Annotated in this window: 19 protein-coding genes; 10 read left to right on the top strand and 9 right to left on the bottom strand. The window is 66.4% G+C overall.

Features of this window, described 5'->3' with window-relative positions:
• Positions 1-80: 80 nt before the first annotated feature.
• Positions 81-1,076 (bottom strand): FecR family protein, encoded by a 996-nt coding sequence (locus HMPREF3014_RS32650; protein WP_003144014.1) that lies wholly within the window; start codon positions 1,074-1,076, stop codon positions 81-83.
• A 160-nt stretch (positions 1,077-1,236) separates the two neighbouring features.
• Here HMPREF3014_RS32650 and HMPREF3014_RS32645 point away from each other — a divergent pair, with 160 nt between their 5' ends.
• The 6 genes from HMPREF3014_RS32645 (at position 1,237) to lldA (ending at position 8,289) form a co-directional block, all read left to right on the top strand.
• Positions 1,237-1,716: a sigma-70 family RNA polymerase sigma factor gene (locus HMPREF3014_RS32645; protein WP_003122684.1), complete on the top strand. Its 480-nt coding sequence runs from the start codon at positions 1,237-1,239 to the stop codon at positions 1,714-1,716.
• Between the two features lie 116 nt (positions 1,717-1,832).
• Positions 1,833-3,164 (top strand): lysine N(6)-hydroxylase/L-ornithine N(5)-oxygenase family protein, encoded by a 1,332-nt coding sequence (locus HMPREF3014_RS32640; protein WP_003089540.1) that lies wholly within the window; start codon positions 1,833-1,835, stop codon positions 3,162-3,164.
• A gap of 122 nt (positions 3,165-3,286) precedes the next feature.
• Positions 3,287-5,575 (top strand): bifunctional acylase PvdQ, encoded by a 2,289-nt coding sequence (gene pvdQ, locus HMPREF3014_RS32635; protein WP_003139299.1) that lies wholly within the window; start codon positions 3,287-3,289, stop codon positions 5,573-5,575.
• A gap of 180 nt (positions 5,576-5,755) precedes the next feature.
• Positions 5,756-6,079 (top strand): transcriptional repressor, encoded by a 324-nt coding sequence (locus HMPREF3014_RS32630; RefSeq protein WP_003089535.1) that lies wholly within the window; start codon positions 5,756-5,758, stop codon positions 6,077-6,079.
• Between the two features lie 41 nt (positions 6,080-6,120).
• Positions 6,121-7,041 (top strand): LysR substrate-binding domain-containing protein, encoded by a 921-nt coding sequence (locus HMPREF3014_RS32625; protein ID WP_003114511.1) that lies wholly within the window; start codon positions 6,121-6,123, stop codon positions 7,039-7,041.
• 96 nt (positions 7,042-7,137) lie between these two features.
• Complete coding sequence (gene lldA / locus HMPREF3014_RS32620) at positions 7,138-8,289, top strand: L-lactate dehydrogenase LldA (protein WP_003104946.1); 1,152 nt, start codon at positions 7,138-7,140, stop codon at positions 8,287-8,289.
• Between the two features lie 76 nt (positions 8,290-8,365).
• On the opposite strand, the gene HMPREF3014_RS32615 is transcribed toward lldA, so the two are convergent.
• On the bottom strand, positions 8,366-8,608 hold the full coding sequence (locus HMPREF3014_RS32615; protein ID WP_003089526.1) for a DUF1654 domain-containing protein: 243 nt from the start codon (positions 8,606-8,608) through the stop codon (positions 8,366-8,368).
• Positions 8,609-8,902: 294 nt separating this feature from the next.
• On the opposite strand from HMPREF3014_RS32615, the gene HMPREF3014_RS32610 reads away from it, so the two are divergent.
• The 3 genes from HMPREF3014_RS32610 (at position 8,903) to HMPREF3014_RS32600 (ending at position 12,187) form a co-directional block, all read left to right on the top strand.
• A complete protein-coding gene (locus HMPREF3014_RS32610) occupies positions 8,903-9,139 on the top strand; it encodes a hypothetical protein (protein WP_003104944.1) in 237 nt (78 codons plus the stop codon).
• 265 nt (positions 9,140-9,404) lie between these two features.
• Complete coding sequence (locus tag HMPREF3014_RS32605; protein ID WP_003089521.1) at positions 9,405-9,875, top strand: (2Fe-2S)-binding protein; 471 nt, start codon at positions 9,405-9,407, stop codon at positions 9,873-9,875.
• Positions 9,872-12,187, top strand: coding sequence for a xanthine dehydrogenase family protein molybdopterin-binding subunit (locus tag HMPREF3014_RS32600; protein WP_003160318.1), 2,316 nt, complete (start codon positions 9,872-9,874; stop codon positions 12,185-12,187). The genes HMPREF3014_RS32605 and HMPREF3014_RS32600 overlap by 4 nt, the downstream gene beginning before the upstream one ends.
• Before the next feature lie 416 nt (positions 12,188-12,603).
• Here the strand turns inward: HMPREF3014_RS32600 and HMPREF3014_RS32595 are convergent, their stop codons facing one another.
• Both HMPREF3014_RS32595 and HMPREF3014_RS32590 read right to left on the bottom strand, forming a co-directional pair.
• Complete coding sequence (locus HMPREF3014_RS32595) at positions 12,604-13,809, bottom strand: ABC transporter substrate-binding protein (protein WP_003115787.1); 1,206 nt, start codon at positions 13,807-13,809, stop codon at positions 12,604-12,606.
• A gap of 200 nt (positions 13,810-14,009) precedes the next feature.
• Complete coding sequence (locus HMPREF3014_RS32590) at positions 14,010-14,651, bottom strand: LuxR C-terminal-related transcriptional regulator (RefSeq protein WP_003110901.1); 642 nt, start codon at positions 14,649-14,651, stop codon at positions 14,010-14,012.
• 276 nt (positions 14,652-14,927) lie between these two features.
• Between HMPREF3014_RS32590 and HMPREF3014_RS32585 the strand changes: the two genes are divergently transcribed.
• Entirely contained in the window at positions 14,928-15,323 is a 396-nt protein-coding gene (locus tag HMPREF3014_RS32585) for a DUF4280 domain-containing protein (RefSeq protein WP_003089513.1), read from the top strand.
• Between the two features lie 22 nt (positions 15,324-15,345).
• Here the strand turns inward: HMPREF3014_RS32585 and HMPREF3014_RS32580 are convergent, their stop codons facing one another.
• The 5 genes from HMPREF3014_RS32580 to tssH all read right to left on the bottom strand — a co-directional run bounded on the left by HMPREF3014_RS32580 (position 15,346) and on the right by tssH (position 21,390).
• Complete coding sequence (locus HMPREF3014_RS32580) at positions 15,346-15,882, bottom strand: toxin-antitoxin system YwqK family antitoxin (RefSeq protein ID WP_003114514.1); 537 nt, start codon at positions 15,880-15,882, stop codon at positions 15,346-15,348.
• Positions 15,883-15,892: 10 nt separating this feature from the next.
• The gene (gene tssI, locus HMPREF3014_RS32575) at positions 15,893-17,899 is read right to left on the bottom strand and encodes a type VI secretion system Vgr family protein (protein WP_023087490.1); all 2,007 of its coding nucleotides are present in this window, start codon (positions 17,897-17,899) and stop codon (positions 15,893-15,895) included.
• Positions 17,899-18,087, bottom strand: a complete 189-nt coding sequence (locus tag HMPREF3014_RS32570) for a hypothetical protein (RefSeq protein WP_003104930.1) — start codon at positions 18,085-18,087, stop codon at positions 17,899-17,901. The genes tssI and HMPREF3014_RS32570 overlap by 1 nt, the downstream gene beginning before the upstream one ends.
• A gap of 159 nt (positions 18,088-18,246) precedes the next feature.
• Complete coding sequence (locus HMPREF3014_RS32565; protein ID WP_003122693.1) at positions 18,247-18,819, bottom strand: hypothetical protein; 573 nt, start codon at positions 18,817-18,819, stop codon at positions 18,247-18,249.
• Positions 18,820-18,840: 21 nt separating this feature from the next.
• Entirely contained in the window at positions 18,841-21,390 is a 2,550-nt protein-coding gene (gene tssH, locus HMPREF3014_RS32560; RefSeq protein WP_023087491.1) for a type VI secretion system ATPase TssH, read from the bottom strand.

Below are 21,390 nucleotides of genomic sequence, written 5' to 3'. Positions count from 1 at the left end.
TGGAGAGACCGCCGCCGCTGGATCGGCAGGCTGGGCACTGCCAGATATACGAGGCCAGGGCGGCTAAATTTAACCTGGGTTCAGAGCTGGGCGTAACGGCTGCTGATGCGGATGCTGCCGTCGTCGCGGTGCTCGAGATCCACCGGCAGGACCTTCGGCAGGGCCTCCACCAGGTTGCGTATCTCACGGGTGCTGTAGATGCCGCCGATGCGCAGTTCGGCGCTGGTCTTGTCGGTGAGGACCAGCGGATGCTCCAGGTAGCGGTTGATCAGCGGTAGGGCCTGAGCCAGCGGCAGGTCGTCGAGAATCAGGCGGCCTTCGCGCCAGGCCAGTGCCTGACGGGTATCGACCGCCTCGACCAGCGGTTGCAGCAGCCCGGGGTAGTAGCTGGCCTGCATGCCCGGGGTCAGGCTGCTGTCGTTGCCCGAGCCTTCGCTGCGGACCTTCACCGAGCCTTCGGTCACGGTGACGACGACGTTGTCCTGGTACTTCCAGACGTTGAAGCGGGTCCCGGTGACGGTGATCGAACCCTTGCCGGCCCTGACCACGAAGGGGTGGGCCGTATCGTGGGTGACATGGAAATAGGCCTCGCCGTTGTCCAGTACGACGCGGCGGATGTCCCTGAAGTTGGCGAAGCTGAGGTGGGTCTTGAGATCCAGTTCTACCTCGCTGCCGTCGGGGAGGGTGACGTGGCGGATATTGTCCTGCGCCGTGTAGCGTTGATAGCTGGAGGGAATCCAGCCCTGCAACCAGCCCAGGTAGGCCGAGGCGGGGAGCAGGAACAGAGCGAGCGCGGCAGCTCGCGCCTGGTTTCTCCAGTGGCGCCTGCGGGTAGTACGCGGGCGCGGCCAGGCCGGGGCGGCCGCCGGGGTGTCGGAGCGGCGGGGCAGCAATTCGCTGAGTTGCCAGATTTCTTCCATTGCTGCGTATTCGTCGGCGTGCCTCGGATCGCTCGCCAGCCAGCGACGGAACTCGGCACGCTCTTCCTCGCTACAGTCCTCGGCATGCAGGCGCATGCACCAGTGTGCGGCGTCCTGGACCAAGGTGTCGCTGTCGGCGGGGAGGGGTGTCTTCATCGAGGGTTCCGTTTGCGCCCTGTCGTCTCTGTTCGATGGCAAGGCTTTAAAGCTGGATGAGAATTATTATAAATTTAATGATTTCAGGCTGCCAACATCGCCTGTGGGGTTTCCCATTCTGTCAAGGATAGCGCTCACGCGGTAGCGAGCAGGAGTTGTCTTGGAAAACCATTATCGGGAGCTGTTGCGCTTTCTCAGCGCCAGGCTCGGAGACCGACAGGCGGCGGCCGACGTTGCTCACGACGCGTATTTGCGCGTGCTGGAACGCTCCAGTCAAGCGCGAATCGAGCATCCGCGGGCGTTCCTGTACCGGACGGCGCTCAATCTCGCGGTCGACGAGCATCGCCGCAGCCGGGTGCGCAAGGCCGAGCCCTTGCACGTCCTCGACGAGGAGGAGGGTATGTCCGAGCCTTCCCCCCAGGTACTCGAGGACCAGCGCCAGCGCCTCGACCTCTTGACCCTGGCGCTGAACGAACTGCCGCCGCTGTGCCGCGAGTCCTTCCTCCTGCGCAAGCTGGAAGGTCTTTCCCACAACGAGATAGCGGCGCACCTGAATATCTCCCGCAGTCTCGTGGAAAAGCACATCGTCAATGCGATGAGGCACTGCCGCCTGCGCATGCAAGCCTGGGAGTCCAGTTGATCCAGCGCGGTTAAATTTCGTTTCCCGGTCCTCGTTCCTAGTCAACAGACGCCCTTACGGGCCGCTCTTGACCTATCGCTCCCCGGTTTCGGGAGCCTATCCAGAGGACACTGGAAATGACCCAGGCTACAGCAACCGCCGTCGTTCACGACCTTATCGGTATCGGCTTCGGCCCCTCGAACATCGCCCTGGCGATCGCCCTTGAGGAACGCGCGAGGACCCAGGGGGAACTGCAAGTCCTGTTCCTCGACAAACAGGCCGACTATCGCTGGCACGGCAATACCCTGGTCAGCCAGAGCGAGTTGCAGATTTCCTTCCTCAAGGACCTGGTATCCCTGCGCAATCCAACCAGTCCCTATTCCTTCGTCAACTACCTGCACAAACATGGGCGCCTGGTGGACTTCATCAACCTGGGCACCTTCTACCCCTGCCGCATGGAGTTCAACGACTATCTGCGCTGGGTCGCCGGCCACTTCGCCGAGCAGAGCCGTTACGGCGAGGAAGTGCTGTCGGTCGAGCCGATGCTGGTCGAGCGCAAGGTCGAGGCGCTGCGGGTGACTTCGCGCAACGCCGAAGGCGAGGAGCTTGTGCGTACCACTCGCTCGGTGGTGGTCAGCGCCGGCGGTACGCCGCGAATTCCCCTGGCGTTCCGCCACCTGAAGGACGATGGCAGGGTCTTCCACCATTCGCAGTATCTGGAGCGCATGCTCAAGCAGCCCTGTGTCAACGGCCAGCCGATGAAAGTCGCGATCATCGGCGGCGGACAGAGTGCCGCCGAAGCCTTCATCGATCTCAACGACAGCTATCCATCGGTACAGGTCGACCTGATCCTGCGCGGTTCGGCGCTGAAGCCGGCGGACGACAGTCCGTTCGTCAACGAAGTATTCGCGCCCGAGTTCACCGACCTGATCTACAACCAGGAAGGCGCGGAGCGTGAGCGCCTGGTGCGCGAGTACCACAACACCAACTATTCAGTGGTGGATATCGACCTGATCGAGCGTATTTACGGCATCTTCTATCGCCAGAAGGTTTCCGGAGTCCCGCGCCACGCCTTCCGTAGCCTGCGCTCGGTTGAGAAGGCCACGGCAGGCGCCGAGGGTATCGAGCTGGCGCTGCGTAATACCGCCAATGGCGAACTGAGCGTGCAGCGCTACGACCTGGTAATCCTCGCCACCGGTTATGAGCGGCAGTTGCATCGTCAACTGCTGGAGCCGATGGCCGACTACCTCGGGGACTTCGAGGTCGACCGCAACTATCGTCTGATCACCGACCAGCGTTGCCAGGCGTCGATCTACATGCAGGGCTTCTGCCAGGCCAGCCATGGCCTCAGCGACACCCTGCTGTCGGTGCTGCCGGTACGTGCCGAGGAAATCTCCGGCTCCCTGTACCAGCACCTGAAGCCCGGTACTGCGGCCCGCGCCCTGCACGAGCACGCCCTGGCCAGCTGACCGGCGCCACGCCGCCACGCCCTGTGTTGCCCGTTTCCCCGCCAGGGGATGCCCGGCACGCAGGGCGTTTTCGTTGCATGTCCCGGCCGTTCCGGCCACCACTTTGCAGAGAAACGACATCGATGGGGATGCGTACCGTACTGACCGGCCTGGCCGGCATGCTGTTGGGTTCGATGATGCCGGTCCAGGCCGATATGCCGCGGCCGACCGGGCTGGCCGCGGACATCCGCTGGACCGCCTATGGCGTGCCGCACATCCGGGCCAAGGATGAGCGCGGCCTGGGCTATGGCATCGGCTACGCCTACGCGCGCGACAACGCCTGCCTGCTGGCCGAGGAGATCGTCACCGCGCGCGGCGAGCGGGCGCGCTATTTCGGCAGCGAGGGCAAGTCGTCGGCCGAGCTGGACAACCTGCCGTCCGACATCTTCTACGCCTGGCTCAACCAACCCGAGGCGCTGCAAGCCTTCTGGCAGGCGCAGACGCCCGCGGTACGCCAGTTGCTCGAAGGCTACGCCGCCGGTTTCAACCGCTTCCTCCGCGAGGCCGACGGCAAGACCACCAGTTGCCTTGGCCAGCCCTGGCTGCGGGCCATCGCGACCGATGACCTGCTGCGCCTGACCCGGCGCCTGCTGGTCGAAGGCGGGGTCGGCCAGTTCGCCGACGCGCTGGTGGCCGCCGCGCCGCCCGGCACGGAGAAGGTCGCCCTGAGCGGCGAGCAGGCGTTCCAGGTCGCCGAGCAGCGGCGCCAGCGCTTCCGCCTGGAGCGCGGCAGCAACGCCATTGCCGTTGGCAGCGAACGTTCGGCGGACGGCAAGGGCATGCTCCTGGCCAACCCGCACTTCCCCTGGAACGGCGCGATGCGTTTCTACCAGATGCACCTGACCATTCCCGGCCGGCTCGACGTGATGGGGGCCTCGCTGCCCGGTCTGCCGGTGGTCAACATCGGCTTCAGCCGCCACCTGGCCTGGACCCACACGGTGGATACCTCCAGCCACTTCACCCTGTATCGCCTGGCGCTGGACCCGAAGGACCCGCGGCGCTACCTGGTCGACGGTCGTTCGCTGCCGCTGGAGGAGAAGTCCGTCGCGATCGAGGTGCGCGGCGCCGACGGCAAGCTGTCGCGCGTCGAGCACAAGGTCTACCAGTCGATCTACGGCCCGCTGGTGGTCTGGCCCGGCAAGCTGGACTGGAACCGCAGCGAGGCCTATGCGCTGCGTGACGCCAACCTGGAGAACACCCGGGTACTGCAACAGTGGTACTCGATCAACCAGGCCAGCGACGTCGCCGACCTGCGCCGGCGCGTCGAGGCGCTACAGGGGATCCCCTGGGTCAACACCCTGGCTGCGGACGAGCAGGGCAACGCCCTGTACATGAACCAGTCGGTGGTGCCCTACCTGAAGCCGGAACTGATTCCCGCCTGCGCCATTCCGCAACTGGTCGCCGAAGGCCTGCCGGCCCTCCAGGGGCAGGACAGCCGCTGTGCCTGGAGCCGCGACCCGGCCGCGGCCCAGGCTGGCATCACCCCGGCGGCGCAACTGCCGGTGCTGTTGCGCAGGGACTTCGTGCAGAACTCCAACGACAGCGCCTGGCTGACCAACCCGGCGAGCCCGTTGCAGGGCTTTTCGCCCCTGGTCAGCCAGGAGAAACCCATCGGTCCGCGGGCGCGCTACGCCCTGAGCCGGCTACAGGGCAAGCAGCCGCTGGAGGCGAAGACGCTCGAGGAAATGGTCACCGCCAACCATGTCTTCAGCGCCGACCAGGTGCTGCCGGACCTGCTCCGCCTGTGCCGCGACAACCAGGGCGAGAAGTCCCTTGCCCGCGCCTGCGCGGCCCTGGCGCAGTGGGACCGTGGCGCCAACCTCGACAGCGGCAGCGGTTTCGTCTACTTCCAGCGCTTCATGCAACGCTTCGCCGAACTCGACGGCGCGTGGAAGGAACCGTTCGATGCGCAACGTCCCCTGGATACGCCGCAAGGCATCGCCCTCGACCGGCCGCAGGTGGCGACCCAGGTGCGCCAGGCGCTGGCGGACGCGGCGGCGGAGGTGGAGAAGAGCGGGATTCCCGACGGCGCGCGCTGGGGCGACCTGCAAGTGAGCACCCGTGGCCAGGAACGCATCGCGATTCCCGGCGGCGATGGCCATTTCGGGGTCTACAACGCGATCCAGAGCGTCCGCAAGGGCGACCACCTGGAGGTGGTCGGCGGCACCAGCTACATCCAGCTGGTGACCTTCCCCGAGGAAGGGCCCAAGGCTCGCGGGTTGCTGGCTTTCTCCCAGTCCAGCGATCCGCGCTCGCCGCACTACCGCGACCAGACCGAGCTGTTTTCCCGCCAGCAATGGCAGACCTTGCCGTTCAGCGACAGGCAGATCGACGCCGACCCGCAACTGCAACGGCTAAGCATTCGCGAATGATAAGCAATGCCTATCAGATCTGATGGGAAAAAAACTGACGGTTTTTCCGCGCTCGTTCGTCTTTAACCATAGAGGCGGCCCACAGCCGCCCGGTTCCAGGGAACACGTGCAGGCAGCGAGCAGGGATGCTCGGCTTCGGCGGGGACCCGCTACCCACTCGTCCACGAAAGGAGCGTCACGATGACCCATTCGCCCGTCAAACAGATGTTGAAGGAGGCCGGCCTGAAGATGAGCCTGGCCCGGCTGAAAGTGATCGATGCGCTCTGGGAAGCCTCGGGGGAGCAGGGCCGGGTGCCGATCCGCACCCTGCACCGGCGTCTCTCCGAAACCGGTACGCCGCTGTCCCTGGTGAGCATCCGCCAGGTCCTCGGGCGCCTGGTGGAAAGCGGCCTGGTGACCCTCGACGAACAGGATGTCTACAGCCCCGGCAAGGCTTCCTGGGGCGGTGCCGCCGGTTCCGCGGCGCCCGAGCGCCGCGCCGCGGCCAACGAGCAGCGGCTCTGACGCGGTATCCCTGATCTCGGGCAGCGGGTAAAGTCTGCCCCATGCTCAATCCCGACGATTTCCGTTTTCCTTCCATCGAAGCGTTGCAGGCGTTCGAAGCGGCTGCCCGGCTGGGTACCTTCGAGCGCGCCGCCGAACTCCTGTCGATCACCGGCAGCGCCGCCAGCAAGCGGGTTTCCGGTCTCGAGGGGATGCTCGGGGTGAGCCTGTTGCAGCGCGACGGCCGCTCGCTGGCGCTGACCTCCCACGGCCGCGAGTACCTCGAACAGATCGCGCCGATCCTCGCCCAGCTCGCGGCGGTTCCGCTGCATCGTCGCCAGGTCCAGCGCCAGCAGCGGCTGACCCTGCGCACGCCGCCGACCTTCGCCCGGCAGATCCTGATTCCGCGCCTGGCGTCCTTCGCCGAGGCCTGTCCGGAAATCGAGCTGGAGATTCTCCTGTCGAGTCCTTCGGACGGCCAGGACCTGCCGCTGGCCGATGTCGAGGTGCGCGGCGACAGCCATGGCGTGGCGGCCGGCGAGCGGCTGCTGGAGGAGCGCGTGCTACCGATGGCCGCGCCGGGGCTGCTGCTCGGCCTGCCGCGGCCCTGGACGCCAGCCATGCTCGCCGGCCTGCCGTTGCTGCGCTCGCCGCTGGAGCCCTGGCAGCCGTGGTTCCGCGTGGCCGGGCTGGACTGGCCGGAGCCCTGCGCCGGGCCGCGCCTGCTCGATTTGGGCATGACCCTGGAAGCCGCCGCCAACGGCCAGGGCGTGGCCCTCGCGCGACCCTCGCTGGCGCGCGCCTGGCTTGCCGAGGGGCGGCTGGTGGTGCTGTTCCCGCTGCGTTCGGCGCCCACCCACCATTACCACCTGCGCAGCCACCAGGCCTCGCCGGCCAGCCAGCGTTTCGCTGCCTGGCTGGCGGCGATCTGCCGCGAGGCGGTGGTCCAGGGCAGGGAATTCCTTCCGGCGGCGGACGACTGAAACGGCGGAATTTCCTTCCGCCGATGCCGACAATTATTCCGCCTGCGGCGGTACGTCGCGCTCTACCATCCAGCCACCCCCGAAGGAGTGGACTGCATGAGCGTCATCACCGATATCGAAGACCTGCGCCGCCTGGCGCGCAAGCGCGTGCCGCGGATGTTCTACGACTACGCCGACTCCGGTTCCTGGAGCGAAGGCACCTACCGCGCCAACCAGGACGACTTCGCCGCGATCAAGCTGCGCCAGCGGGTCGCGCGGAATATCGAGAACCGCTCGCTGCGCACCCGCATGCTCGGCCAGGAGATGGCCATGCCGGTGGCCATCGCGCCCACCGGGCTGGCCGGCATGCAGCATGCCGACGGCGAGATCCTCGCCGCCCGCGCCGCCGCCGAGTTCGGCGTGCGCTACACCCTGTCGACCATGAGCATCTGTTCCCTGGAGGACATCGCCACGGAAGTCGGCCAGCCGTTCTGGTTCCAGCTCTACGTGATGCGCGACCGCGATTTCATCGAACGCCTGATCGACCGTGCCAAGGCCGCCGGCTGCGACGCGCTGGTGCTGACCCTCGACCTGCAGATCATCGGCCAGCGCCACAAGGACCTGAAGAACGGTCTCTCGGCGCCGCCGCGGCCGACCCTGGCCAACCTGCTGAACATCGCCACCAAGCCGCGCTGGGCGCTGGGCATGCTCGGCACCCGGCGTCGCGGTTTCGGCAACATCGTCGGGCACGTCAAGGGCGTCGACGACATGGGCTCACTGTCCGAGTGGACCGCCCGCCAGTTCGACCCGCGGCTGAACTGGGGCGACGTCGAATGGATCAAGCGGCGCTGGGGCGGCAAGCTGGTGCTCAAGGGCATTCTCGATGCCGAGGATGCGCGGTTGGCCGCCGACTCCGGCGCCGATGCGCTGGTCGTCAGCAACCATGGCGGACGCCAACTGGACGGCGCGCCCTCGACCATCAGCGCGCTGCCGGCGATCGTCGAGGCGGTGGGCGAGCGCATCGAGGTCTGGCTCGACAGCGGCATCCGTTCCGGGCAGGACGTGCTCAAGGCCATCGCCCTCGGTGCGCGCGGGACCATGATCGGCCGTCCCTATCTCTACGGGCTGGGCGCGCTGGGGCAGGCCGGAGTGACGCGGGCGCTGGAGATCATAGCCCGCGAGCTGGACCTGACCATGGCCTTCTGCGGCCATACCGACATCCGCGAGGTCGGCCGGGACATCCTGTTGCCGGGAAGCTATCCGCGATAGCCGCGAACAGCGAATGGAAGGGAAGGGAAGGGAAGAGCGCAAGCCGCGCGGCTCGACGGCCGCGCGGCAAACAGGATCAGGCGGCGGAACTCCAGCGCAGGACGATGCTGCCGTCGCGCTGCGGGTCGAGCAGCCACTGGTTGGAACGGTCGAAGCTTTCCAGCAGGTGGGCCCAGTCGCCCTCGTCTTCGCCGGGCAATCGGGAAATGCAGGCCTGGCAGGCCTGTTGCGCGGCCGGGGCGTGGATGATGCGCTGGATGCGGGTGTTCAGCAGGTCATAGGCCGTGGGCAGGGCGGGGATCGATGCAGTGTGGTTCATGGGTGCCTCCGCTTGCTTTCTCGGTTATGGGTGGGTGGACAAAGGAACCCTCGGTTCCGGCGAGATACCTTTGTAGCGGAACTCGTGTGAAGAAAGTATTGCAACGTTGTCGCAGGGGCACGCCGCAGGGATGTACGGCTCTTGGCAACGGCTCTGGCGGTAGGCGACACTGCGTCGCGAGGAAAATCGTTGCGCATTGTTTCAATGCGCGGAAAGGCGTTTTTCCAGGGATGGGCTTTGACCGGCACCCAGTGCAAGGCAAGGTGACCGGTACTTCTCGACGGATACGACTGCATGGCGTTAGAACCTTCCGATGTTTTGCTCGAATCGGTGTTTTGTCAGCTGGATGCCGACACCCCGCGTTCCCTCCATGATCTCAAGGGCGACCCCAGGGCCAACCTGCTGGCGATCCGCCTGCTGTTCCGCCAGGGCCGCATCACCGGCGTGCTGCTGGACGACCCCAGCGGTGCCGAGGACCAGCATGGGCCGTTGATCTACCACGCCGAGCGCCTGCGCGTGCGGCGCGGCTAACGCCGTTTCCCCTGGCCGAGCCGCTCGCTTTCCGGCGAGCGGCGAGGAGCGGGCCACCGGGAATGCTGCCTCGCCCGGGCGATTCCCGCCCGGCTTGGGTATCGTTGAATTCCATTCAACGATACGTTCAGTTCTGCCAGGTTATGCGCCGCAGTCCTCTCGCCAATAATCTCCCTTCAGTCCGATGAGAGACTCGCCGCGCCCATGGGGGGCGGCGCAGTCGCCGTGCGACTCCATAACCAGAAACCAGAAAAGGCGTGCACCGATGATTACCCTGAACCTCAATGGCAAGGATCATCAGCTCGATGTCACCGAGGATATGCCCTTGCTCTGGGCTATCCGCGACGTCGTCGGCTATACCGGGACCAAGTTCGGCTGCGGCATGGGCCTGTGCGGCTCCTGCACCATCCATATCGACGGCCAGGCCACCCGTTCCTGCATCACGCCGGTGAGCCTGGCGCAGGGCAGGAAGGTCACCACCATCGACCACCTGCACACCGACAAGGTCGGCGAAGTCGTCCAGCAGGCCTGGCTGGACATCGGCGTGGCGCAGTGCGGCTACTGCCAGGGCGGGCAGATCATGTCGGCCACGGCGTTGCTGAAGAGCAACCCCGCGCCCAGCGACGAGCAGATCGAGGCGGCCATGGCCGGCAACATCTGCCGCTGCGGCACCTACAACCGGATCAAGACGGCGATCCACAACGCCTCCGCCAAGTTGCAGGAGGCCAAGGCATGAAGCGCTCGTACCCCGACGATCTGGTCATCGGCAATCTCAGCCGCCGCGGTTTCCTCAAGGGCGTCGGCGCCACCGGCGTGCTGCTGGTGGCTGCCAACTGGGGCTGGCGCGACGCCCTGGCCGCCGAGAAGAAGGCCTTCGGCGCCGACGCCATGCCCCACGGCTGGGTGGACAACCCGAAGATCTACGTGAGCATCGACCGGGACGGCACGGTCGGCATCGTCTGCAACCGCTCGGAAATGGGCCAGGGCGTGCGCACCAGCCTGGCGATGGTGGTGGCCGACGAGCTGGAGGCCGACTGGAGCCGGGTCAAGGTGATCCAGGCGCCCGGCGACGAAGCGCGCTACGGCAACCAGGACACCGATGGCTCGCGCAGCATGCGCCATTGGTTCGAACCCATGCGCCGCTGCGGTGCGGCGGCGCGACAGATGCTCGAACAGGCCGCGGCCAACCAGTGGAAGGTCCCGCTGGGCGAGTGCCGCGCCGAACAGAACAAGGTGCTGCATGCGCCCAGCGGCCGTTCGCTGTCCTTCGGCGAACTGGCCGAGGCCGCCGCGGGTCTCGAAGTGCCGGCGCGCGACAAGCTGCTGCTGAAGAAGCCCGAGCAGTTCCGCTACATCGGCAAGGACGTGGCGCGCGCCATCGACGGCGCCGATATCGTCAATGGCCGCGCCGGCTTCGGCTTCGACGCGCGCTTCGACGACATGCTCTACGCCGTGGTCGCCCGGCCGCCGGTCTACGGCGGCAAGCTCAAGCGCTACGACGCCGCCGCGGCGCTGAAGGTGCCGGGGGTGGTCAAGGTGATCGAGATCGAGGGCCGGCCGATCCCGTCCGAGTTCCAGCCGCTGGGCGGGGTCGCCGTGGTGGCGCAGAACACCTGGGCGGCGATCAAGGGGCGCGAGGCGCTGGTGGTCGAGTGGGACGCCGGGGTCAACGGCGGCTACGACTCGGTGGCCTACCGCAAGCAACTGGAAGAGGCCGCGCGCAAGCCGGGCAAGGTGGTGCGCGACAGCGGCGATGCCGCGGCGCTGTTCGCCAGGGGCGGGGATATCGTCGAGGCCGAGTACTACCTGCCGCACCTGGCCCAGGCGCCGATGGAACCGCCGGTCTCCACCGCCTGGTACAAGGACGGCGCCTGCGAGGTCTGGGCCCCGACCCAGGCGCCGCAAGTGACCCGCGAGCGCATCGCCGAGCGCCTGAAACTGCCGTTCGACAAGGTCACGGTCAACGTGACCCTGCTCGGCGGCGGTTTCGGCCGCAAGTCCAAGCCCGACTTCGTGCTGGAAGCGGCGATCCTGGCCAAGGCGTTCCCCGGTCGCCACCTGCGCGTGCAGTGGACCCGCGAGGACGACCTGCATTTCTCCTATTTCCACACGGTCTCGGTGGAGCGCCTGCAGGCCGTGCTCGGCGCCGACGGGCTGCCGCAGGCCTGGCTGCATCGCTCGGTGGCGCCGAGCATCACCGCACTGTTCGGCCCGGACAGCAAGCACCAGGGCGCCTTCGAACTGGGCATGGGCCTGACCAACCTGCCGTTCGCCATCCCCAACGTGCGCCTGGAGAACCCCGAGGCCCCGGCGCACACCCGGGTCGGCTGGTTCCGCTCGGTCTCCAACATCCCCCACGCCTTCGCCATCCAGAGCTTCGTCGGCGAACTGGCGGCGAAGGCCGGCCAGGACCCGAAGGACTACCTGCTCAAGCTGCTCGGCCCGGCGCGGCGGATCGACACCGCCGAACTCGGCGACAGCTGGAACTACGGCGAGTCGCCGGAGCGCTACCCACTCGATGTCGGCCGCCTGCGCGGGGTGATCGAGGAGGCGGCGCGCCAGTCCGGCTGGGGCGGCGAGCTGCCCAGGGGCAGGGCGCGGGGAATCGCCGCGCACTACAGCTTCGTCACCTACGTGGCGGTGGTGATCGAGGTGGAGGTGAAGGACGACGGCGCGCTGCTGGTGCACAAGGCCACCATCGCCGCCGACTGCGGTCCGCAGATCAACCCCGAGCGCATCCGCTCGCAGCTCGAAGGCGCCTGCGTGATGGGCCTGGGCCTGGCGGCGCTGGGCGAGATCAGCTTCAAGGATGGCAAGGTCCAGCAGGACAACTTCCACCAGTACGAGCTGGCGCGCATGCCGCTGGCGCCCAAGGCGGTGTCGGTGCATCTGCTCAAGCCGGATGGCGACCTGCCGTTGGGCGGGGTCGGCGAGCCCGGCGTGCCGCCGATAGCGCCGGCGCTGTGCAACGCGATCTTCGCCGCCACCGGCAAGCGCATCCGCGAGTTGCCGATCCGCAATCAGTTGCAGGGGTGGCGGAAGGCCTAGGTCCTTCGTCCTGGTCGTCGCCTGCGTGAGTTCGCGCGAGCGCAGGCGATGGATCAGGTTCTACGCGGAAGTCGTTGTCGAAGAAGAGTTTTCCGTGCCGTCGTCCTTCCCTGGCAGAGGCCTGTCGGCGGATAACGCGGGTGGCCTCGTTCGCCCTGCGCAGCGAAGGCGGCAAGCGGACGCCAGGGCGGACAACGGGTAGCGTTATGCGCCGCCTTGTCGTTTCAACTTAAAGTGAATTCTAGTATTTTATTTATCTTATTAATCAATAGGATAAATCGTTTATTAAAAGTATTTTATAAGAAGTGGGGGTCTTCCCAGCCGCTCCAGGCCGCCTGCTTGCCGTCGAAACCTGATTGGCAATTCTCCAGGATCGACGACCCCGCGTCGTCCGTGCGCGAGGCCGTCATGGCGGTTCAGTAGATCGGCAGGTCCGGTTCGGGCAAGGCGACGATGTCGTTCGCCGTCAGCCCCAGCAGGCTCATCAGCGCCGGGTCGCGCAACGGCGACTCGCCGCGTACCGGGCCGAAGATTTGCGCCATGTGCCTGCGCAGGCTGGCCACCCGTTGGCGATCGGCCATCCAGCGGGTGAAATCGTGCACGTCGACGTTCTTCAGCGACTCCAGTGGCGGCAGCCCAGGCGCTTCGCCGACGTCGGCGCGGGCGCGCCAGCCGCCGTAGCTGGACTGGAACTCGGCCGAGCCCAGGTAGGACAGTAGCAGCTTGGCCGTGGCCGGATGACGGGCGGCCTTGAAGATCGCCGCGCGCTGGTTCCAGACGATGAACGGCTCGTCGGTCGGGATGAAGTAGCCGGCCGGCGTATCGCTGTCGGTCGCATAGCCGGTCAGGTTGCCCAGCGAACCGATGGAGTCGGTGCCCACCGAGGCCGCCGGCGCCGCCGTGCCGCGCAGGAAGTTCGGCTTCTGCGCCGCCAGGGCGCGCAGGAAACCGCTGCCGTAGCGCCGTTCCAGCTTGTCGTAGACGTACAGCACCGCATCGTCGTCATGGGGATAGGTCAGCACCAGCTTGCCCTTGAAGGCCGGCTTCAGGTAATCGGCGAAGCGCGTCGGATAGCGCTCCGCTGGCAGCCGGACGGAAGCGTAGGTCGGCACGAAGGCGTTGTTGTAGGCCGTGACATAGGCGCCGTCGGGATCGGCGTAGCCTTTCTTCTGCCGGGCGAAGCCGACCGGCTTGTAGCGCAGCAGCACGTCGCGGGCCTTCCATCTGTCGAAATCGAAGGTGGTTTGCAGCATCGCCACGTCCGGCGTCAGGGTGCCGGCGGCGAGTTCCTGGTCGATGCGCAGGTCGTGGAACTTGGAGAGGTCCACCGTGACGTCCAGGGTCACGCCGGGAAAGCGGCTCTCGAAGGCCGTCTTCAACCAGTCCATCTGGTTCGGCGCGTCGCCGCCGGCCCAGAGCACCACCTTGCCGCCTTCGCCCCGTGCGCGGGCGTAGAGCGAAGCGAGCCTGTCGGTCTCGCCGGGAATGACCAGGGTCGCCCCCGCGGTTTCCGGCCCTAGAGCTGGCTTTCGTGGCAATTTTCCCGCCGTTTCGCTGGCGAACGAAGAAGATGCGAAGACCAGAACCCATGCCGCCATCAGCGGCTTCACCCTGTCGATCATGTGCCGTTCCTCTGCTGAAAACGAGCGTCGCCGCTCCCGGTGAGGCCGGCGCGCAGGCGCGCCCCTCATGGATGGGACTGGTCCGCCGCGACGGGCTTCAGCGCCGCGAGGAGACTTCGCGGAAAATCGCGGCAGACTTCTCGTTTCGGCATTCTCGGATGCTTGCGCGGGAACTCCGGGTACGGCCGCGTGGAACCTGCCTAGAAACCGGCCTTCACCGCCAGCGCCGCGGCGGCCGTCCGCGTGTTCACTTCCAGGGCACGCAGCAGCGAGGAAACGTGCACGCGCACGGTGAACGGAGAGATCGACAGCGCGCGGCCGATTTCCTTGTTCGACAGGCCATCGGCGATCAGCCGCAGTACCGCTTGCTGCCGTGGGGTCAGGGCGTCCAGGAGGGCGCGTTGCCGACTGCCGGCGCTCGACCCGCCGCGCAGGCGCACCACCGGTTCGCCGCTGCCGAGCGTCTGCAACGCCGTGCCGATCTCCCCGGCCTCCAGGGATTTGCCGAGGTAGCCGTCGGCGCCGGCGGCCAGCACCTCGTCCACCAGACGCGGGTCGTCGAGCATCGAGACGATGACGATTGCGCTGTGCCGATAGGCGCGACGCAAGCGCTCGATGGACTGGGAGGCGGCGAAGCCGGGAAGCAGCAGGTCGAGGACGAAGAGGGCGGGAGGTTCCGGCGAGACGCTCGAGGCCAGGCGCAGCACCTCGTCGAAGCTGCCCGCTTCGCTTACGGCGGCTTGCGGGAGGTAGCGGCGGACGACCCGTCTCAGGCCATCGCGGAACAGGGGATAGTCATCGGCGACGATGACCCGTGCGGGGAGGCTTCTTGTGCTAGGCATTGTCGTCCCGTCCATGGGGGCGGCCAGGGTACTGCAACCCCTGCATCGACCGGCCGCGGGCCGGCCGGCGAGGGCGCTGCGGGCACCGTTCGATCCGCCGAAAATCCTTTTTCGTCGATCCCTGTCGCGGGGCTCCGCCCCGCATCACAGCGGAATTCTAGCGCCGCTGGCGACACGCATGTCGGGCATTCGTCAGAAAAACAGCAAGCCAGCCCCACGGCGAGCGCGATGGGCTGGTCTATCCTGCTACAACGCCATCGCGCTCGGGAGGACGGCATGGGCTGCCCGCAGGTCTGCGCCGGCGCCACCCTGCAATGCAGCTTCGGGGCGGCGCCGACGGTGCTCAACGTGTTGCCGCAGAACCGCACCCTGACCAGCGGGATGCCGGCGGCGAACATCATGGACCACATCCCGCTGCTGAACATTCCCACCTTCGGTCTCTGCCAGAGTCCGGCCAACCCCGTGGTGGCCGCCGCCACCGCCGCCGCCCTCGGCGTACTGACGCCGATGCCGTGCATTCCCGCCACCGCCAGCCCGTGGATCCCCGGCGGCCCGCCGACCCTGCTGCTGGGCGGGATGCCCGCGCTGGACGCCAATGGCACGCTGATCTGCACCTGGGGCGGGGTGATCAAGATCAGCGTGCCGGGACAGGTGCAGATGCTGATTCCCTGAGCGCCGCCTGGCCGATGCGCGCCTAGGGCTCCGCCAGCCTGGTCCACCACCAGCGCCAGCGCGCCATGGGCTTGCCCTCGCTGTCCAGCGGCCGGCCGTCGTCGGCGAACGGCTGGGCGCCGTCCAGTAGCTGGCCGTTCAGGTAGCGTCCGTCGAAGGCCAGTTGGCCATTGCCATGGAAGCGTTGGTAGACCCCGTCGCGTACGCCGTCGCGGTAATGCTCGCGCTCGGCCACCTGGCCGTTGGCGAAATAGTTGAACGCTTCGCCGTGGAGCAGCCCGTTGCGGTAGTGCGCCTTGCGCTGCAACCAGCCTTCCGCGGCATGGAAACTGGCCGGCCCGTGCAGCTTGCCGTCGACGAAGGCGAGTTGCGCGGAGACCTTGCCGTTGGGATGGAACAGGGTGCTGGCGCCGTGCAACTGGCCCTGCCGGTAGCCGAGGCTGGCCTGCGGCCTGTCGTGCTCGTCGATGCGCAACGGGCCTTCCAGGCTGCCGTCGAGCAGGTTGCCGGCGAGATGGCTGTCGCCACGAACCAGGTCGAGCTTGCCGGATGCCGCCATGCGCTTCTCCTCAGTTGACCTTTACCAGGCCGCCCTTGATGGTCAGCATGCCGCCGCCGTCCACCGTCTGTTCGGCGCCGGCCTTGTTGGTCAGGCTGACGCCGGCATCGTTGGTCAGGCTGGTGCCGGCCTTGTTGGTGAGGGAGGTGCCGGCCTGGTTGGTCAGCGACGTCCCGGCCTTGCTGGTCAGCGAGGTGCCAGCCTGGGCGGCGAGGTCGGCGTCGCTCTTCAGGGTCAGGCTGCCGCCGCTCTGCAGGGCGAGGGTGCCGCTGACCTTGATGGTCAGGTTGCCGTCCACCGTCAGCTCGAAGTTGCCGCTGACCTTGTGGCTGTAGTTGCCGCCGGTGCTGTGGGTCTGGTCGGCGCCCACCGTCACCGTGCGCGTGTCCTTCACATCCAGACTGTCGCTGCCGGTCTGGATGGTCACCGTGCGCTTGCCTTTCTCCAGGGTGACGGTCTCGTCGCCTTCCTTCACCGTGCGGGTGCGGGCGTTCTGCACCGTCAGGGTCTCGTCGTGGCCGATGCTGGCGGTGCTGTCGTTGAGCACGTTGACGTTGAGGTCCTTCTGCGCCTGGAGGAAGACTTCCTCGGCGTCCTTCTTGTCCTCGAAGCGCAGCTCGTTGAAACCGCCGCCGCCCTTCGACGAGTTGGTCTTGATCCCGGACTGCGTCTGGTTGTCCGGCAGCGCGTAGGGCAGGGCGTTGTCGCCGTTGTAGACGCAGCCGGTGACCAGCGGGCGGTCCGGGTCGCCGTCGATGAAGGTGACGATCACTTCCTGGCCGATGCGCGGCACGAACTGCATGCCGAAGCCCTTGCCGCTCCAGGGCAGCACCACGCGCACCCAGCAGGAGGAGGTCTCGTCGTTCTTGCCGTCGCGGTCCCAGGGGAACTGGATCTTGATCCGGCCGTACTGGTCGGTCCAGATCTCCTCGCCGGCCTTGCCCACCACCAGGGCGGTCTGGGTGTGCATGCGCGGCTTGGGCGTGACCCGCGCGGGGCGGTAGGCGGTGGCCTTGGGGATCGCCTCGAAGCGGTTGCGGTAGTGCGCGTGACTGGCGTCATGGGTGACCGAGGTCAGCACCCAGTCGATATTCAGCGAATCGTCGTCATGCCCGCTGAGGGTGAACCAGTGGCCGGGCACCAGCCAGCGGCAGTCGCTCTCGCCGATCAGGCGCGTCTCCTGGCTGCGCAGGCCGTCGATGCGTTGCTTGGTCAGGCTGTCGCCCTGGGCCTTGGCGGTGTAGCCGCCGGGGTGCTGGTAGACGCCGGCGGCGCCGGAAACCGCCTCGGCCTGGGAGTACAGCGAGGTGCCCGGGGTGGTGAACTCGTAGTCGGTGGCGCTGTAGGTCCCGGATACCGCCTGGAGGCTGTACTGCGCCGAACGCACGCCCTGCAACTCGCGCACGCCGATTCCTTGGCCCAGGTAGGCCACTTCCGGGCCGTTGGGAATCGGCGGGAAGGCGTCGTTGCTGTCGGCCAGCACCAGGATGTGCTTGCCGGCGGCATGGGTGAAGAACCAGAAGATGCCGTCTTCCTCCAGCAGCCGCGAAACGAAGGCGAGGTCGCTCTCGCCATACTGCACGCAGTATTCGCGGGGCTGGTAGCTGCCGCTGAGCTGCAACTGGTAGTCGCTGAAGCCGTGCTGGTCGAAGACCTGGGTGACGATGTCGCTGGTGGCCAGGTTCTGGAACACCCGGTTGTTGCTGGCCAGCGTCAGCCACCAGAGCCAGGGGCGCAACAGCACCTGGTAGCGCTCGGCGCTGGCATCGCCGGGGAGTTGGCGGATCTCCGCGACCAGGCCGTCGAGCGGACGCTGGTCGGCGTCGTTGTGCAGGGTGGCGGTGAGATGGGTGGCCACCGCATTGCTCAACGTCAGCGCGGTGGCGCTGTAGCCGCCGAGCGTCAGGCTGCCCAGCTCGTTCAACGCCTCGCCCCCGGAAAGCGTCTGGGGGTAAAGATCACCCAGGGTGGAGGCGCTGAGGGAGAGGGTGGTATTGGTGTCGGTGGGACGGGGCATTAGTGTGCCTTGTCATGCCAGCCCGAAGGAATGATGAATAACCTCAAGACGACCTTCATCCCGATTTTTCCATCCACGTATAGATCACCGGAAAATGATCGCTCCTCATCGGTTGGCCAAGTATTGTCGAGGAACTCCAGCTTTTCCCAAAAGGCCATCGAATGAGTGGATGTGGATTGGTTGTCCATGTGCTGTACGTTCCAGACCAGAATTTCAGCGCCATAATGGTGACTTGGTCAGAGTTCATAAAGGGGGATGGAGGAGGCTTATTTTGTGGTTATGAAGTGTCAAAAAATAGATATCCCATTACTCGTTTCCTTTTTATTTGAGATGGCGCTAAATTATTCTTAAGGTACTCTCTGTCTTGCTTCCGAAGCTCGAAATCTTGGCGTTAGCACTACATTGCCTTGCGCATCAAAGAGTACCCCGTCTTTATGGTAATTGCCGTCGGCAAATTCTTTCGGTACCGACACCGATGAATTATAGTAATATACATCTATATTGGGGTAGCCCATGCTGTCTCGCATTTTGCTTTTGAATGAAGTAGCAAATTCCGAAAACTCACCCCCTGAGTTACATACGTAGAGCTTGACTCTTCTATGGTTTGCATTTAATCCTGCTACTTTCAGTCTTACTGACAGTTCCCCTGCCGTTAACGCCGGTATGAGCCCGTTCGCAGGAGGGGTGCTCAGGCTGAATATGTAGTCTGAGATGCCTTCGTAACCATGAGCAATCACGTACAGCGTATCGTCATTGTTTATGATATTTAATGGCTTCATGTGCTTAGTGTTGTAAAATAATAGCTTCGGTGGTTCTCTGCCGCGAGGATCCTTTGCCACTTGGGATGCCCAAAGCGTACCCATGGATAGTAGTTCGTTATTGCTTTCTTCGCTTGTGAATGGCACGAATAAATAGTTCATATAGACTCCTCAAATAGGGTCCTACTCCAACACCCACTCCGCCAACTTCCCCGTCACCTGCGCCATCAGCACGTTCTCGATATCCCGCGCGCCCGCCGCGCTGCACTTGGCGAGCACGGCCTTGACGATGGCCGGGTCGAAGTCGAACTGTTTGCCGGTAGCGGCCTTGTAGCGTTCCCGCAGTTTTTCCAGCTTGGCCACGACGATGCCTTCCAGGGTGGCTTCCTCCAGCGGCCGGTAAGGCACCACGGTCATGCGCGCGAGGAACGCCGGGCGGAAGGTTTGCAGCAGGACTTTGCGCAGGCGCTCGTCGAAGGCCGGGGTGGCGACCTGTTCGGCCGGGCTGTCCAGCAGCAGTTCGGCGCCGACGTTGCTGGTGGCGAGGATCACGGTGTTCCTGAAGTCCACCACCAGGCCGGTGCCGTCTTCCATCACGCCCTTGTCGAACACGTTGTAGAAGGCTTCCAGCACGTCCGGATGGGCTTTCTCGATCTCGTCCAGCAGCACCACCGAATAGGGCTTGCGGCGCACCGCTTCGGTGAGCACGCCGCCGCTGCCGTAGCCGACGTAGCCGGGCGGGGCGCCCTTGAGCTGGCTGACGGTGTGGGCCTCCTGGTACTCGGAGAGGTTGATGCTGATCAGGTTGCGTTCGCCGCCGTAAAGGGCGTCGGCCAGGGCGTAGGCGGTCTCGGTCTTGCCCACGCCGGTGGGGCCGGGCAGGAGGAATACGCCGACCGGCTTGGCCGGGTCGCTGAGTCCGGCGCGATAGGCCTGGATGCGCTGGGCGATGGCGCCCAGGGCGGCCTCCTGGCCCATCACCCGCTGGCCCATTCGTTGCGCCAGGGAACGGATGGCGTGGGCTTCGTCGGCGAGCATCTTGCCCACCGGGATGCCGGTCCAGCCGGCGATCACCGCGGCCACGGTACGCGAGTCCACCTGCTCGGGAACCAGCGGGTCGTCCTGGCGGATGGCTTCGAGGCCGGCCGCCAGGCGCGCCAGTTCGGCGGCCAGGTGGTCGATGCGACCGTCCAGTTCCTCGTCGGGCTTGGCCGCGTCGGCGCTTTCGCTGAGGGCCAGCAGTTCGCGGCGGATGTCGAGCAGTTCGCGCACCGCTTCGCGTTCCTCGTCCCAGCGGGTCTCCAGCTCGCGGATGGTCCGGCGGTTATCGCCCGACTCGCTTTCCAGGGCGGTGATACGCGCGCTGTGGTCGAGGCCGGTGGCCTGTTCCCGGCGCAGCCGCTGCAATTCCTCTTCCAGCGCCTGCTCGCGATGGCGCAGGCTTTCCAGCGGCGGCGGCACGTCGTGCTGGCCGAGGGCGACCCGCGCGCAGGCGGTGTCGAGCACGCTGATCGCCTTGTCCGGCAACTGGCGGCCGGAGATGTAGCGATGCGACAGCTTCACCGCATCGACGATGGCCGCGTCCATGATCTGCACGCCGTGATGCAGTTCCAGCTTGCCGGCGACGCCGCGCAGCATCTCCACGGCGGTGGCCTCGTCCGGCTCCTCGACCTGGACCAGCTGGAAGCGCCGGGTCAGCGCCGGGTCCTTCTCGAAGTATTTCTTGTATTCCAGCCAGGTGGTGGCCGCCAGGGTGCGCAACTCGCCGCGCGCCAGGGCCGGCTTGAGCAGGTTGGCGGCGTCGCTGCCGCCTTCCGCGCCGCCGGCGCCGATCAGCGTGTGCGCCTCGTCGATGAACAGGATGATCGGCTGCGCGCTGTTGCGCACGGCGTCGATCACGCCCTTGAGGCGCTGCTCGAACTCGCCCTTCATGCTGGCGCCGGCCTGCAACAGGCCGAGGTCGAGCACCCGCAGGATCACCTCCTGCAACGACGGCGGCACCTCGCCGGCGGCGATGCGCAGGGCCAGGCCCTCGACCACAGCGGTCTTGCCGACGCCCGGCGCGCCGACCAGGATCGGGTTGTTCTGCCGCCGGCGCAGGAGGATGTCGACGCACTGGCGGATCTCCCCGTCGCGCCCGACTATGGGGTCGATGCGCCCGGCGCGGGCTTCGGCGGTGAGGTCCTGGGTGTACTGGTCGAGCAGCGGGTCCTGGGCGCTTTCCGGCTTGTCGCCGCCTGCCGCCGGGCGGTTCGGCGCGGCCGGCTGTTCGCGGGAGGCCTGGATCCACTCCAGCAGGTTGGCCTGCAAGGCCTCGTGGGGAATCCGCAGCAGCGACGACGCGCTGTTCAGCAGCAGGGCGCGGCGCTCCTCGCGGTCGAGCAGGGCGAGCAGCAGCAGGCCGGAACGAATCTGCGCCTGGCCGAGCACGCTGGCGTGGACCACGGCGTCTTCGAGCAGGCCGATGGTGTGCGCGGACAGCGCCGGAGTGCGGGTATTGCCGGCCTTGAACAGCTCCAGCGACAGGTTGATCTCGGCGACCAGGGCGTCGCGCTCCAGGCCGAAGCGCGGCAGCAGGCAGGCGAAGTCGCCGCCGTCGATGTCCAGCAGTTCCAGCAGCAGGTGCTCGATCTCTACGTAATGATGGGTGCGTTGCAGGCAGCGTTGCGCGGCGCGCTCCAGGGCGCGGCGACAGTCCGGGTTGAGGCGGCCGATCAGGGCGGCGAGTTCCAT

The organism is Pseudomonas sp. HMSC065H01, from assembly GCF_001815235.1.
GTDB lineage: Bacteria > Pseudomonadota > Gammaproteobacteria > Pseudomonadales > Pseudomonadaceae > Pseudomonas > Pseudomonas aeruginosa.
The sequence above is the reverse complement of the archived record's forward strand: the minus strand, read 5'-3'. Positions and strand labels throughout refer to the sequence as shown.

Coding starts and splice junctions, on each gene's coding strand:
- tssH (WP_023087491.1), bottom strand. CDS start 21,390: ATGGAACTCGCCGCCCTGATCGGCCGCCTCAACCCGGACTGTCGCCGC.
- HMPREF3014_RS32630 (WP_003089535.1), top strand. CDS start 5,756: ATGACCCATTCGCCCGTCAAACAGATGTTGAAGGAGGCCGGCCTGAAG.
- tssI (WP_023087490.1), bottom strand. CDS start 17,899: ATGCCCCGTCCCACCGACACCAATACCACCCTCTCCCTCAGCGCCTCC.
- HMPREF3014_RS32605 (WP_003089521.1), top strand. CDS start 9,405: ATGATTACCCTGAACCTCAATGGCAAGGATCATCAGCTCGATGTCACC.
- HMPREF3014_RS32585 (WP_003089513.1), top strand. CDS start 14,928: ATGGGCTGCCCGCAGGTCTGCGCCGGCGCCACCCTGCAATGCAGCTTC.
- lldA (WP_003104946.1), top strand. CDS start 7,138: ATGAGCGTCATCACCGATATCGAAGACCTGCGCCGCCTGGCGCGCAAG.
- HMPREF3014_RS32610 (WP_003104944.1), top strand. CDS start 8,903: ATGGCGTTAGAACCTTCCGATGTTTTGCTCGAATCGGTGTTTTGTCAG.
- HMPREF3014_RS32580 (WP_003114514.1), bottom strand. CDS start 15,882: ATGGCGGCATCCGGCAAGCTCGACCTGGTTCGTGGCGACAGCCATCTC.
- HMPREF3014_RS32615 (WP_003089526.1), bottom strand. CDS start 8,608: ATGAACCACACTGCATCGATCCCCGCCCTGCCCACGGCCTATGACCTG.
- HMPREF3014_RS32640 (WP_003089540.1), top strand. CDS start 1,833: ATGACCCAGGCTACAGCAACCGCCGTCGTTCACGACCTTATCGGTATC.
- HMPREF3014_RS32590 (WP_003110901.1), bottom strand. CDS start 14,651: ATGCCTAGCACAAGAAGCCTCCCCGCACGGGTCATCGTCGCCGATGAC.
- HMPREF3014_RS32565 (WP_003122693.1), bottom strand. CDS start 18,819: ATGAACTATTTATTCGTGCCATTCACAAGCGAAGAAAGCAATAACGAA.
- HMPREF3014_RS32650 (WP_003144014.1), bottom strand. CDS start 1,076: ATGAAGACACCCCTCCCCGCCGACAGCGACACCTTGGTCCAGGACGCC.
- HMPREF3014_RS32570 (WP_003104930.1), bottom strand. CDS start 18,087: ATGGACAACCAATCCACATCCACTCATTCGATGGCCTTTTGGGAAAAG.
- HMPREF3014_RS32595 (WP_003115787.1), bottom strand. CDS start 13,809: ATGATCGACAGGGTGAAGCCGCTGATGGCGGCATGGGTTCTGGTCTTC.
- HMPREF3014_RS32625 (WP_003114511.1), top strand. CDS start 6,121: ATGCTCAATCCCGACGATTTCCGTTTTCCTTCCATCGAAGCGTTGCAG.
- HMPREF3014_RS32600 (WP_003160318.1), top strand. CDS start 9,872: ATGAAGCGCTCGTACCCCGACGATCTGGTCATCGGCAATCTCAGCCGC.
- pvdQ (WP_003139299.1), top strand. CDS start 3,287: ATGGGGATGCGTACCGTACTGACCGGCCTGGCCGGCATGCTGTTGGGT.